11 protein-coding genes are annotated in these 13,632 nt (G+C 59.4%); 5 read left to right on the top strand and 6 right to left on the bottom strand.

The window, feature by feature from the left end; translation table 11 throughout:
- Positions 1-178: 178 nt before the first annotated feature.
- Positions 179-2,071, top strand: a complete 1,893-nt coding sequence (gene mrdA / locus JFT91_RS17270; protein WP_201233220.1) for a penicillin-binding protein 2 — start codon at positions 179-181, stop codon at positions 2,069-2,071.
- Positions 2,072-2,125: 54 nt separating this feature from the next.
- Here the strand turns inward: mrdA and JFT91_RS17265 are convergent, their stop codons facing one another.
- The 3 genes from JFT91_RS17265 to JFT91_RS17255 form a co-directional block, all read right to left on the bottom strand.
- Positions 2,126-2,797 carry a hypothetical protein gene (locus JFT91_RS17265; RefSeq protein WP_201205026.1) on the bottom strand — a complete coding sequence of 224 codons (672 nt, stop codon included), beginning with the start codon at positions 2,795-2,797 and terminating at the stop codon, positions 2,126-2,128.
- Positions 2,798-2,880: 83 nt separating this feature from the next.
- Positions 2,881-3,087: a helix-turn-helix domain-containing protein gene (locus JFT91_RS17260; RefSeq protein ID WP_201205025.1), complete on the bottom strand. Its 207-nt coding sequence runs from the start codon at positions 3,085-3,087 to the stop codon at positions 2,881-2,883.
- A 9-nt stretch (positions 3,088-3,096) separates the two neighbouring features.
- The gene (locus JFT91_RS17255) at positions 3,097-3,702 is read right to left on the bottom strand and encodes a hypothetical protein (protein ID WP_201205024.1); all 606 of its coding nucleotides are present in this window, start codon (positions 3,700-3,702) and stop codon (positions 3,097-3,099) included.
- A gap of 248 nt (positions 3,703-3,950) precedes the next feature.
- On the opposite strand from JFT91_RS17255, the gene JFT91_RS17250 reads away from it, so the two are divergent.
- Genes JFT91_RS17250 through qhpG form a run of 4 tightly spaced genes read left to right on the top strand, consistent with a single transcriptional unit; the run spans position 3,951 to position 9,532 of the window.
- A complete protein-coding gene (locus tag JFT91_RS17250) occupies positions 3,951-5,855 on the top strand; it encodes a sigma-54-dependent Fis family transcriptional regulator (RefSeq protein ID WP_201233218.1) in 1,905 nt (634 codons plus the stop codon).
- On the top strand, positions 5,855-7,573 hold the full coding sequence (locus JFT91_RS17245; protein WP_201233216.1) for an ABC transporter ATP-binding protein: 1,719 nt from the start codon (positions 5,855-5,857) through the stop codon (positions 7,571-7,573). The genes JFT91_RS17250 and JFT91_RS17245 overlap by 1 nt, the downstream gene beginning before the upstream one ends.
- Complete coding sequence (qhpE, locus tag JFT91_RS17240; RefSeq protein WP_201233214.1) at positions 7,563-8,240, top strand: subtilisin-like serine protease QhpE; 678 nt, start codon at positions 7,563-7,565, stop codon at positions 8,238-8,240. The genes JFT91_RS17245 and qhpE overlap by 11 nt, the downstream gene beginning before the upstream one ends.
- The gene (gene qhpG, locus JFT91_RS17235) at positions 8,237-9,532 is read left to right on the top strand and encodes a flavin-dependent monooxygenase QhpG (protein WP_201233212.1); all 1,296 of its coding nucleotides are present in this window, start codon (positions 8,237-8,239) and stop codon (positions 9,530-9,532) included. Before qhpE ends, qhpG begins: the two co-directional genes overlap by 4 nt.
- Positions 9,533-9,629: 97 nt before the next feature.
- Here qhpG and JFT91_RS17230 read toward each other — a convergent pair whose 3' ends face one another.
- The 3 genes from JFT91_RS17230 to JFT91_RS29655 form a co-directional block, all read right to left on the bottom strand.
- Positions 9,630-11,120, bottom strand: coding sequence for an aldehyde dehydrogenase family protein (locus JFT91_RS17230; RefSeq protein WP_201233210.1), 1,491 nt, complete (start codon positions 11,118-11,120; stop codon positions 9,630-9,632).
- Positions 11,121-11,577: 457 nt separating this feature from the next.
- Positions 11,578-12,837, bottom strand: coding sequence for an amidohydrolase family protein (locus JFT91_RS17225; RefSeq protein WP_242489288.1), 1,260 nt, complete (start codon positions 12,835-12,837; stop codon positions 11,578-11,580).
- Between the two features lie 89 nt (positions 12,838-12,926).
- Positions 12,927-13,484 (bottom strand): amidohydrolase family protein, encoded by a 558-nt coding sequence (locus JFT91_RS29655; RefSeq protein WP_242489287.1) that lies wholly within the window; start codon positions 13,482-13,484, stop codon positions 12,927-12,929.
- Positions 13,485-13,632 lie beyond the last annotated feature (148 nt).

Raw genomic sequence — 13,632 nt, 5'->3', positions numbered from 1 at the left:
TGCCCGCAGGAAAGTTTTTCCTCCGTTTCCGAAGGGGCCAACCGTCGCACGCGCTGCCATTGGAGCAAATCGTTCTGAAGTGACCGTGCAGTTTTTGGTATGGTGCAGCTCGTTTTTTAACGGACTGATGTCATGCCCACGGATCGGCACTCATTTATGTCAAAGAGTTGCTGTAGAAATGCCTGGACCCATCCCGATCAAGGATCACGAAAAAGAGAAGCGTCTGGTCAACAAACGGTTGATTGCCTGCGCCTTGTTCGTCTTCGCCGTCAGCTGCGCGCTGGTCGTACGCTTGTACATTCTGCAAGTGGTTGAGTTTGACTATCACTCGACCATCTCCGAAAACAACCGTGTGCACGTCTTGCCGATCCCGCCGACACGCGGCTTGATCTACGACCGCAATGGCGTGCTGCTCGCGGACAACCGTCCCAGCTACAACCTGACGATCACCCGAGAGCGCGCCACTGATGTCAATGAGGAGCTGGACGAGGTCATCAGCCTTCTGCACCTGCCCGCTGAAGACCGCACGGTGTTCGACAAAGCCATGAAGCAGTCCCGTCATCCGTTCACGCCGGTGACATTGTTTTATGAGCTGACGGAAGAGCAGATTGCCGTATTGGCAGTCAATGAGTTCCGCTTGCCCGGCCTCGATGTCGAACCACAATTCGTTCGTCACTATCCCCTCGGCGCTCATTTCGCCCATTCGATCGGCTATGTCGGCCGAATCAACGAAAAAGAATCCAAGACCCTCGACTCGGTGGAGTACCGCGGTACTCAATCCATTGGCAAAACCGGTATCGAGCGCTTCTACGAACCACAGCTGCACGGTCATGTCGGTTACGAGGAAGTGGAAACCAACGCGCAGGGTCGTGTACTGCGGGTGCTCAAGCACACGGATCCGGTGCCCGGCAAAAACATCGTCCTCAGCCTCGACGTCAAACTGCAGGAAGCCGCCGAGGCCGCACTGGGTGATCGTCGAGGTTCAGTCGTAGCGCTCGACCCGTCCACCGGTGAAGTGCTGGCCATGGTCAGCAACCCGAGTTTCGACCCGAATCTGTTCGTCACCGGTATCAGCTCCAAGGAATACTCGGCGCTGCGTGACTCTATCGACCGACCGCTGTTCAACCGTGTACTGCGTGGCCTCTATGCGCCGGGCTCGACGATCAAGCCGGAAGTGGCAATCGCCGGGCTCGATGCCGGGGTCGTGACGCCACAGACCCGGGTCTTCGATCCGGGCTACTACCAACTGCCGGACTTTGATCACAAGTACCGAAACTGGAACCACAGCGGCGACGGTTGGGTAGATATGGACGCGGCGATCATGCGCTCCAACGATACCTACTTCTACGATCTGGCGCACAAGCTGGGTATTGATCGTCTGCACGATTACATGGCGATGTTCGGGCTTGGCGAGAAGGTCTCGCTGGACATGTTCGAAGAGTCGGCCGGCCTGATGCCGTCCCAGGCCTGGAAGCGCGCCACGCGTCGTCAGGCCTGGTTCCCCGGCGAGACCGTAATCCTCGGCATCGGCCAAGGCTACATGCAGGTCACGCCACTGCAATTGGCCCAAGCCACGGCTCTGATCGCCAACAAAGGCGTATGGAACCGTCCGCACCTGGCGAAGACCGTCGATGGCGTAGCCCCGGTGGATGAGCACCCGATGCCGAATATCCTGCTAAAGGATCCGCGTGACTGGGAGCAGGTCAACCACGGCATGCAGATGGTCATGCACGACGCCCGCGGCATCGCTCGCGCGGCAGCGGCAGGCGCGCAATATCGTATCGCCGGCAAGAGTGGTACGGCACAAGTGGTGGCGATCAAACAGGGCGAACGCTACAACCGCGAGAAGACCCTCGAGCGCCACCGCGACAACGCCTTGTTCGTCGGTTTCGCACCGGCCGAACATCCGAAGATCGCGATTGCGGTGATGATCGAGAACGGCGAGGCCGGTGGTCGCGTCGCCGGTCCCGTGGTGCGACAGATCATGGACGCCTGGCTACTTGATCAGGACGGCCACCTCAAGCCGCAATACGCCGCGCCGAGCAAAGCGCCGGGGGATCCGCACGTTTAGCCGGCAACCGCTGCCCGGCACAGGTCGCATCTGTGCCGGGAAGCTGCCATCAGACTATTTGCAGCGATAGCCCTCGGGCATTGTGACGCTGTAGTTGCGTTGTACGCGGTCCTCGAAATTCAGGTTCTGCAGCCCTTGCTCTACCAGGAAGGTTTCGACCTTGGCTGGCTGGCAGTCTTCGTTATAGGACGAAGCCCGCAACAGGTAGACCGCACGTTTGCTCACTTCATCCTTGGCAGTCGCAATGAACGTACTGAGGGTGGTGTAGCCGGTTCGCTCCGAGGTACCTACCGGGCCATAAGTGGTGTTTGGCGTGCTTGTGCAGGTCAGCCGGTCATCTTTTTTCTTACTGTTCTTGCACACAGTCGAGGTGCTGGTTGCCACCTGCCCATAATCGGTAGCGGTATAGCGATAAGACACCTGTCGGCTGCTGACATCGAGGGTGACGGTCATTTTGATCGGAGCGTGCTTTTGGGGTAGATCAGTGTCGGTATAGACCTCCTGAAAGCCCTTTTCTTTTAACGCATTCACCATGTCTCGAAGATAGTAGCGGGCATTCAGTGCGCTTTCATCGCTGCCATTGGCAGACGTCACAAGAACAGTGGCCTTGCGGTCAAATTGATAGTCCGGATCAGGTGTTGCATTGAGTGCCACTTCTAATTGTGTGGCGCAGCCGCTGAGTAACGCCGTCAGCCATAACAGCGCGCAGGAATAGTAACGGGACATGAAATAGAAACCTTACAACCAAGAATTGAATAACAGTTAAACGGTTGGGACTTGCCAAAAACAACTCGCCGCCATGAGCAGGCTCAGTCTTTCTGGAATTCCAGCAGATCGCCTGGCTGGCAATCGAGCGCGGCACAAAGCTTGTCGAGCGTTGCTATCTTCACGCCTTTGACCTTGCCATTTTTCAGTAATGACAGATTGGCCTCGGTGATCCCGAGCAGGGCGGCCAGCTCTTTCGAGCGAATTTTTTGTGTGGCCATGACAACGTCAAGGCGGACGATAATGGTCATTCTATTGTTCTATATGTATTGACTTTGCTCATCGCTGAGTACTTTTGCATCTCGCATGATAATTGAAAACAAACAGAGCAATACGCCTTTGACAATCTCGTAGGCGGAAGAGGAAGACAGGCCGATCGAGAATTGAAAAATCCGCTCCCCAGGTGGCAGATCTATCGACAACGCCAAACCCTGCAAGGTCTCTACCAGCGGGTAGGCTGCCGGAGAAATGATGCACAGTACTCCGACTCGCCACAAGAGCCTGATATTGCGTTCGGTCCAGGTTTCACCGCGCGACAAGCGCAGGAAAAACAGCCCTGTCAGCCATAACGCGTAGGCCGATAACGCAACGGGCAGGAAGTCCAGAAAGACGATTAGCGCAGTGACCAGCGGCGATAGCCAGGTGTCGGGATTGAGCAGCGCGCCTTCGACAAACGGGTCAAGTAATTGCGGCGAGTTTTCAGCAAACGCATAGAGCAAGGCTGCCAGCATTTCGTCCGTTTTAGAGATCCAGAGCGTAGCGCTACCGCCAACCTCCGTGGCGCCCAGGATCCAGACAAGGATCGCTGCCAGCAGTCCGACCCAATGCATGCGCTGCAGCGCCACGCCGTTGATGCGAGTACTCATGAAAATTCCTGGTTGTGTCGTAAGAGTGATTGATTTTCGATGCTAAATTATCGATTTGCAATAATTAATTGCCGCGAACGCTGCGGCGTCGATCTTCTCGTTGCGCGCCTGAACCCTCATCAGCATCGAAACGCCTGGCGGAACACAAGTGCCCCGCAGTGCTTGCCATCGTCCTGACGTTAACGTAAAGATTGCCGTCAGGGCGCTGAACTCATAAAAGCGCCAAGCGGACCGCTGCGGAGCGCTTGATGACTCTAATAAAAACCACCGATCCCAAGTCTCAACCCCAGGCCCGGCTCGCCCGGGAGAAGCTGCATCTGGAGGGTCAGGTGCCCGATGGTGTGCTGCGTGCGGAGATCGATGCTTCGTGGCGTCGCAGCCTGAGCCACGGTGTGCATTTCAACGGCAAACACGAACTGAGCCTCGAATCGAGCGCCAGTCTCGATGTGCTGCTGGCGAGCAATCGACTGCTGATCGACGCAGCGATGCCGGCCATCGATTACCTCGCCGAGCGTCAGGGCAAGGAAGGTTTGATCATCCTCGCCAACTCCGATGCGACCATTCTTGCGGTCGAAGGACGTGCCGACCGACTCAAGGGCACCGGCCTGCAAGACATCACCCTTGGCGCCTGTTGGAGCGAAGCGGCGCGCGGCACCAATGCTTTGGGTACCGCGTTGGTCGAGGCCCGGCCGACGCTGATCGATTGCGGCGAACATTACCTTGATCGCCTCAGCGATTTCTCCTGCACCTCAGTGCCGATCCATTGCCCGCAGGGTGACATTCTTGGCGTCCTTGACCTGACCCGTGAAGGCCCGCTCGGGCGCGTCCATGACAGCACCGCGTTGCTGAGCATGGCGGTCAGCCAGATCGAGAGCCGGGTATTCAACAACAGCTTCCCCGAGCAGATCGTCCTGGCATTTCACAGTCGTCGGCAGTATCTCGAATCGCCATGGCAGGGCTTGCTGGCGGTCAGTCTTGGCGGACAGATTCTCGCGGTCAGCGCGCAGGCCTGCCAATTGCTGCGGGCCGAGCGCTCGGCGCTGGTCGGGCGGCGTTGTGAAGAGTTTCTGGGTGTCGATGGCGTGCAATTGCTCAGTCGTTTGCAACAGGGCGGCGTCGGCAGTCTGCAAACCGCCAAAGGTGAGTTTTTCTACAAGACCCTGCGTGCCCCGGCGCGTTCGGTCAACCTCGGCGGGCCACCGCGCAGCGTGGCAAAAGCCGCTAAACCACAACCGGATCTCGAAGCGCTGGCCGGCAACAATGCCCGCTACGCCCGAGCCTTGCGCATGGCCCGTCAGGGCTTGGCCAACGAGTTGCCAGTGTTGCTGCTCGGTGAAACCGGCACGGGTAAAGAAGTCATCGCCCGCGCCCTGCACATGGCTGGCAGCCGTTGCGACAAACCCTTTGTCGCGGTGAACTGTGCGGCGATTCCCGAAGGCCTGATCGAGTCGGAACTGTTCGGCTACCGTGAGGGCGCGTTTACCGGTTCGCGCCGTGGCGGCATGATCGGCCGCCTCCAGCAGGCTCACGGCGGCACGCTGTTCCTCGACGAAATCGGCGACATGCCGCTGGCTTTGCAGGCGCGTTTATTGCGGGTGTTGCAGGATCGCAAAGTCGCGCCGCTCGGTGCTGGCGAAGAGCAGGACATCGATGTCGCGCTGATCTGCGCCACGCACCGTGACCTGAAAATACGAGTTGCTGACAAACAGTTTCGCGAGGACCTGTTCTATCGCGTCAACGGTATCAGTGTGATGCTCCCGGCCCTGCGTGAGCGTGATGATTTCGCCGCACTGGTCGCAAGACTGTTAAGCAAACTCGACGCACCGAACGTGATGCTGCACGACGACCTCGACCGCCTGCTCGGCGCGTATCACTGGCCGGGCAACATCCGCCAACTGGAAATGGTCTTGCGTACCGCGCTGGCCATGCGTGAACCGGGCGAGACACTGCTGATACTCGATCACCTGCCTGACAGCATGCTCGACGAACTCGCTGCCAGCGAAAAATCCCAGCCCGGCAGTATTCGCGAGAACGAACTGGAGATGATCCGTCAGTCTCTCGACAGCCATCAGGGCAACGTCTCGGCCGCCGCCGAAGCACTCGGCATCAGCCGCGCAACCCTGTATCGCAAACTCAAACAGTTGCGCGTCTGATGCAGCGCCTGATTGTTCGGCTGATCGACAGTCGCGACCCCGCCGCACTGCAAGCGGCGTTGCGCTGGCTGTACGGTTTCGTTCGCCCGCAGCGCTTGGCGATTGCCGGGTTGCTCGGGCTGTCGGTGTGCGCCTCGTTGCTGGTATTGGTGCAGCCATGGCTGGTCAAACTGCTGATCGATGATGGTCTGCTGGCGCGCAATTTTCCGATGCTGGTGACGATCGCTGTGTTGATGATCATCGCCGGATTACTCGGTACGGCGTTGTCGGGGATCAATCGTTATCTGCACACGCGGCTGTCCGGGAGGATTCTGTTTGCCCTGCGCGATGACCTTTATCGGCATTTGCAAACCCTGTCGCCAAGCTTCTACGGGCAGCGGCGCATCGGCGATCTGATGTCGCGGCTTGATGGTGATGTCGCGGAGATTCAGCGCTTTGCCGTGGACTCATTGTTCTCGGCAGTATCGAGTGTGATCGGGCTGGTGGTGGCAATCGCCATGCTGTTCACGCTGTCATGGAAGCTCTCGCTGCTGGCGCTGGTGCTGATCCCCCTCGACGTGCTGTGGCTGCGCTGGATGCGGCGCAAGGTCGAGCGCGATGTACGCCAGTTGCGCGAACGTTCGGCCGACATGTCGTCGTTCATGGTCGAGACGCTGCCGGTGATGAAATTCATCCAGTCGGCCGGTCAGCAACAGCGTGAGGCACGGCGTCTGGAGAACCTGGGGCAGGGCTATATGAATCAGTTGCTGCGCCTGCAAGTCACCGAGTTTTTCACTCAGGCAGTGCCGGGTACATTGACCTCGCTGTCCCGTGCCTGTGCGTTTTTGATCGGCGGTTATTGGGTGGTACAGGGCACTTGGCAATTGGGCGCGTTGATCGCGTTTTCCACCTATCTGGGCATGGCGGTTGGGCCGGTGCAGAGTTTGTTGGGATTGTATGTCGCCATTCAACGGATGACCGTCAGCCTCGGTCGAGTGATGGAGTTGCGTGGCGAAGAGCCGACGGTGCGCTCGCCGGTTTCGCCGCAGCCAGTGCCGGTCTCGGGCGAGTTGCGTTTCGACAATGTGCATTTCAGTCATCCGGGCCGGCCGAGCACGTTGAGTGGTATCGAAGCGACGATTCCCTACGGTTTGAAAGTGGCGTTGAGCGGTGGCTCGGGGGTTGGCAAATCGACCCTGATCGACCTGCTGCAACGACATCACGACCCACAGTCGGGGCGGGTGCTGCTCGGCGAAGTGGATCTGCGCGAACTGGATCTGTTCGAACTGCGTCGACGCATCGCCGTGGTCAGCCAGGACATCGTGCTGTTTCGCGGCAGTCTCGCGGATAACCTTGCTTATGCGGTGCCGGATGCCAGTCGTGAAGCCGTCGCTGAAGTCGCGCGGTTGGCGCAACTCGACAGCTTGATTGCGTCGCTGCCCGAAGGTCTCGACAGCCCGTTGGGCGAGCGTGGCCAGCAGTTGTCCGGCGGGCAGAAGCAACGCATCGCCATTGCCCGAGCCTTGTTGCAGGATCCGTTGATTCTGGTGCTCGACGAAGCCACCTCGGCCGTCGATGAAACCACCGAGCGGGAAGTGATCGAGGCCATCGACCGCTTGTTTGCCGGGCGTACGCGCATCCTCATCAGCCACCGACCGTCGACGCTCGCGGATGCCGATCTGCGCTTTGAATTGCTTGACGGCGTATTGACCTCGAAAACGGTGCTGCATGAAGCCTGAGTTACGTATCGGTGTGGTCGACAGCGGCCACTCGGCGGCGCAGCGCGTACAGGTGATCGCCGGGCGGCGTTTTTCGTTGCTTGAGGACGGCTTGGCCGAGAGTGATCTGCGTGACGATCCGCTGGGCCATGGCAGCGCGGTGATCGAAGCGATCAGCCATCGTGCGCCGGGCGCGCAGATTTGCGTGGCGCAGGTGTTTGATCAACGCGGCGTGACCAGCGCGTTGCAGATCGCCACGGCGATCGACTGGCTGGTCACGCAGGGCGTTCGGCTGATCAATCTGAGCCTCGGCCTGCGTCAGGATCGCAGCCTGTTGCGCGAAGCCTGTGCGGCGGCTGTGGCACGCGGCGTGATGCTCTGCGCATCCAGCCCGGCTCAGGGCGCGGCGGTATTTCCGGCGAGCTATCCGCAGGTGCTGCGGGTGACCGGCGATGCGCGTTGTACCGACGAACAATGGTCATGGCTCGACAGTGCGCAGGCGGATTTCGCGGCGTGTGTGCATGGCACTTATCCGGGGCAGTCGGGGGCCAGTCTCGGGTGTGCGGCGTTGAGCGGGCACATCGCCGGGCTGCTACTGGCGCAGCCTGGCGCGAGCAATGCCGAGGTCGTCGAGTGGCTGAAACACAACGCTCGCTATCGTGGGCCTGAGCGGCGACTCGGGCCATGACTGCCTTGGTGATTCTCGGCGCCGGCCCGGCGGGTGCGGCCGTTGCTTTAGGGCTGCGACGATTGGGCTACGAGGTGATGTTGGTCAGCGAATGGCGACGCTTCGCGGCGCTGGAAGGCGTGTCGCAACGTGTGCTGGAGGCCCTGCGCGGTGCCGGCTTGCATCACGCATTGGCGCAGGCGACCTTGCCCTCGCAGCGACAGGTGAACTGGAACGGCCAACAGCACGCGCAAAACATCGAATATTTATTGGATCGGCCAACCTTTGATCGCGGTTTGCGGGAAGCTTTGCGCGGGGCCGGCGTTGAGGTGATCGAAGGGCGAGTGCTGAGTGTGCAACCTTCGGTCAACGGGCACCGGATCGAACTGGACGGTGGCGCGACGCTGCACGCGGACTTTCTGGTGGAAGCGCGCGGACGCCAGGCGCCGGCGCTCGGCAAAGGCCTGCGCGGGCCGGAGACGGTCAGTCTGCTCAATCGCTGGCAAGGAGCGCCGGGTACCACCGCCAGCGCCGTGGAGAGTCTCGAGGACGGCTGGGCGTGGATGGCGCGCCGGGCCGACGGGCAGTGTTATTGGCAATGGACGGTGGACGTGGCCAGCGCCGGGTTACCGGGTAAGGCGCACCTGCTCGATTATTGTCGCCAACGCCGAGAGGCCTCGGATGTCGCCCAGGCGTTTTTCGGCGATACAGCGCAAGCCGATCTGCAACTGCACGCGCGCAGCAGTACCGCGATTCTTTCTCCACAGCTATGCGGTGAACGCTGGATTCGTGTCGGCGATGCGGCAATGGCGGTGGACCCACTGTCGGGCAACGGGATTTTCCAGTCGTTGTCTTCGGCGTTGCAGGCGCCAGTGGTGATCAACACGCTACTGCGCAAACCCGAGCGGGCGGCGTTGGCGCAACGCTTTCATCAGCAGCGGGTGGAGCAGTTGTTCTGGCGTTTCGCGCGGATCGGCCGCGACTTTTATGCCGATGAACAGCGCTGGCATGAACAGCCTTTTTGGCAGGCGCGGCGACAGTGGCCGGATAATCAGGTGGCGCATGCCGAGGCGGATTTTGCAGCGTTGCGGATTGCGCGGATGCCGGTGTTGCGGGATGGTTTTGTCGATGAAGCCGAGGTGGTGATTACAACGGATCAGCCGTTGGGGGTTTGGCATGTGCAGGGGGTTGAGCTGGCGCCGTTGGTGAGGCGGTTGCAAGCCGAGCCGGCGGAGCAGGTGTTGGCGGGATTGAATGAAGCGCAGGGCAGGGTGATCAGGGCATGGTTATTGAGTCAGGGATATCGGCCTTGACTCGGCTGGCCTCTTCGCGAGCAAGCTCAGCGCCTACAAAAACGGGGATCTGTAGGCGCCGAGCTTGCTTACGAAAGCGGACTTGAGGGTGAGGCAATCACAACTTGATCAACACCGACTTCAATTCGGTGTAATGCTCGATCGCTGCATAGCCCATCTCGCGCCCGACCCCGGACATCTTGTACCCGCCAAATGGCAGCGCCGGATCCAGCGCACTGTGGCAGTTGACCCACACCGATCCTGACTTGATGCGCGGGATCATTCGGTGCACCGCGGCCAGATCATTCGACCAGATGCTCGCGCCCAAGCCATACGGGCTGTCATTGGCCATGCGCAACGCATCGGCTTCATCATCGAATGGAATCGCCACCAGCACCGGGCCGAAAATCTCTTCCTGGACCAACGAGTGCTTCTGATCGACATCGACAATCACTGTCGGTTTGACGAAAAACCCCGGCCCGAACTGCTCGCCGCCACAGGCAATGGTCGCGCCACTTTCGCGGCCCATTTCGATGTAGTTGTACACACGCTCCTGCTGGCGGGCGGAGATCAGCGGGCCCATGTCCACGCTCGGATCAAGACCGTTACCCAGCTTCATGGCGTTGGCGATGTCGCTGATATCGGCGACGACGTTATCGAAGTGTTTGCGCTGCACATACAGCCTGGAACCTGCGCAGCAGACCTGGCCCTGATTGAAGAAGATCGCACTGGCCGCGCCGGTCGCCGCGGTTTTCAGATCGGCGTCGGCCATGACAATGGTCGGCGATTTGCCGCCCAGCTCCAGGGTCACGCGAGTCATCGAGTCCATGGCGATCTTGCCGATGTGTTTGCCGACGGCCGTGGAGCCGGTGAAGGTCAGCTTGTCGACCAATGAGTTATGCGTCAGCGCCGAACCGGCGGTGATTCCCGTACCAGTAACCACGTTGAACACGCCTTCCGGATAACCTGCCTCCAGCACCAGCTCCGCGAGTCTCAGTGCGGTCAGTGGTGTTTCATCGGCGGGTTTGAGGACTACCGTGCAACCGGTGGCCAGCGCCGGGCCGAGTTTCCAGCACGCCAGCAGCAACGGAAAGTTCCAGGCGACGATGGCGCCGACCACACCGACTGCCTCACGGCGGATGAAGCTGTGGAATTCATCACCCGGCATCAGCGGCAGCGATACCTCAACGCTGGAGCCTTCGATCTTGGTCGCCCAACCGGCCATGTAGCGCAGAAAGTCGATGGCCAGTTGCACGTCCATTACCTGTGCCACCGCAGCACTTTTGCCGTTGTTCAGGCATTCCAGTTGCGCCAGTTGCTCAGCGTCGCGCTGCATCAACTCGGCGAGTTTCCATAACAGGTTCTGCCGCTCACGCGGACGTGTGCGGCTCCAAGCGGAATCGTCGAACGCCTGCCGTGCGGCGAGTACGGCGCGGTCAACGTCATCCGGCGTGGCCCGCGGTACCACGCACAACACTTCACCGGTGGCGGGGTTGTGCAACGGCATGGTCTGGCCGTCGGCGGCCTCGACCCAATCGCCGCCGATCAACATGCGCGGCGGGCGCTGGATGAAAGCCGAGGTGGCAGGAAGCAGATACGGGAGGGACATGGCGAAGCCTCTTGTTGTTCGTTGTCGTAAAGAGGGCTTTCGCAATGGCTGTGCCAGATACTCGAGCGTCCTGCGCAGGCCCGCCGTGTAAGGGGATGGCGGAATAAGAGGGCGCTTGGTGGAGTTCGGATTGTCGCAATTCGCGACAGCGGCTGAGACTCAAGATACTGATTTTCAGCGGTTTGAGGCGCTGACTGAAAGCAGCATCGGGCCTTCAATCAATGAGGTACGCAGAGAACTTTCCCAGCAGAGCTATACCGCGACGGTGGAGAGAACCGTGGAACTTGCAGCGGGCGTACCTATGGGCTTGACGGCAAGTCCGGATACGGTCGGTGGGATTTCGAGATCCGTGATATTGAAACGGGACAGCGGGTTGATGCGCCCATTCCTGCGGCTGCGATTCAATGATTGAACTCAAGCCTGCGGTTTCTTCGCCGCAGGCTTGAGCGTATATCGGTCAGCCTTCCGTGCTGGAATACACCTTGTAACCACCTTTCCAGGTTTCGCAGACTTCAATGCCGCGAATGCCGGTGGCCGGGAAAGTTTCGTCGAGTGGGTCCTGAGCCAGAATCACGAAATCGGCGAAGTTTCCGTCCTGCAACGAACCGGTGAATCCATCGGCATGGCACTGCCAGGCAGCGTCATAGGTGATGGCTTTCAGTGCTTCCTGACGTGTCAGACATTGCCCTTCGTTGAGCACCGGTTGCTGGCGCGGGTCGTCGATGAAGTTGCCGAGGGTGTCGCGTATACCTTCCATTTTGCGCGTGACGGCTTGTTCCATCGACCGCAGCGGGCCAAGCGGGGTGACGGTGCAGTCGCTGTGCAGCGAGATACGCAGGCGATAGTCCAGGGCCAATTTGCACAAGTCGAGCATGTCGCTGGCCTTGTCTTCGAAAATTGCTTTATCGAAAACATAACCCCAGTAACCGACATGGCCAATCAGGAAGCTCGGCGAGATGCCCAGGTGTTGCAGGCGTTTGACGGTCTCCTCAGTCAGCAGTGAGCAGTGTTCGATGCGATGGCGTTTTTCCAGGCCGCTGCGGTTATCCAATGCGTTCTTATAAGCCTCCAGAGTGAAATCAATTGCCCGATCGCCGTTGGCATGGATCATTAATGGCCAACCGGTCGCCATGGCGTCGACCAGAAGTTCTTTATAGGCATCCGGCATTGTCTCGGGTTGCGGAACATCCTTGTCACACACGTTGAAGTTGCCCAACTCTGGCGTGGTCTCGCAGCAATAAGGCTTGTTCTGGTAGCCGGTCAGCCCTTGATTCGAGCCGTCGGAGATCAGTTTCACCCCGCCCTGGTAGAAATATCGGGCGGCCTCCTTGGTGACTGCGGTGTAAGAAGGCATGCCTTTTTTATACGTCGCCGCATAGCCAATCCGTACATTGCGCGGATGTGTCAGGCCATAAGCCTCCAGCACGAGCTTGGAAATCGGATCGACCATGGCGTCGTACAACAGGGTTACACCGCGTTTTGAGGCTTGGTGAAAGTAGTTTTGCATCGGCCCGAAGAGGTTCAGCGAATGCAGAATCTGTTTGATCCGGATCGACAGGATGGCCGGAACAATGCCTTTTTCTTCTTGCAGGACGCCTTGGGTTTTATCCATGAAGACCTGGAACGTCGGGTATTTCGTCAGAAACTCTGGATTGGCTGCACTCTCGTTCCTGTAGACGATGGTGCAAGCCGCCGTGTTCAGATAAGCCGTGTGCATGGAGGCGCTCATCATCAACAGTGGGCGATCCTTGACCAGGCTGTCGAGGTTGCCGATCTCGCTGGAATCGCCTGCGCAACGGAACGTCGTCAGGTGGTTTTCCCCTCCGCACTGAGCGTGAACGGCATCAGCGCCGGATCGACCATGTGTCCCAGCACCCAACTCTCGGGATCGGTGTGCTTGCAGTCGCCGATGATCCTCTGCAAATAGGCCCAGTCATACGATTGGCGCAACCGCTGCGTTTCTTTGTCGATCGGACCCAGATCCAGCCAGCTGTCCATGAGGCAGGACTGCACGATGTGAATGTGCGGCTCAATCAACCCCGGCAACAGGGTCTTGCCCGCCAGTGAGCGAGTTTTGTACTGGATACCCTGGGTGTCCATGCAGGCCTGTACATCGGCGAGGGTACCCGAAGCGATGACGTCGCCACGGTGGATGCCCAAGGCTTCGACCTGTTCATGCATGTTGCCGTTTTTCAGGGGGTAGATTCTGCCGTCGGTGAAGATCAGCGATTCGCCGTCAGGCTCCGTGAGGGTGTTGGCTTTGCCTGTGAGGGTTGTGAGGTCGAGCTTGTGTTTGAGTGCATTCCAGACCGGGTTTTCGCATCCGCAATGCGTGCAGTTATGACCATTTCCATTTGATCCCATGATGCTTTCCTCAGGTTTTCGGTGGTTTGAGGCTTGAGGCACATGTGTGCGAAAGCAAGCGTAGCAGGCACTTTGATATCGGACGGTCAGTCGTCGGCAACACTCGTTTCAGCACGCATCCATGCTTGTCTCACACTGCAACAGTTGT

It is taken from the genome of Pseudomonas sp. TH08, assembly GCF_016651275.1.
Taxonomy (GTDB): Bacteria; Pseudomonadota; Gammaproteobacteria; order Pseudomonadales; family Pseudomonadaceae; genus Aquipseudomonas.
This window is presented reverse-complemented; position numbering and strand designations above follow the sequence as displayed.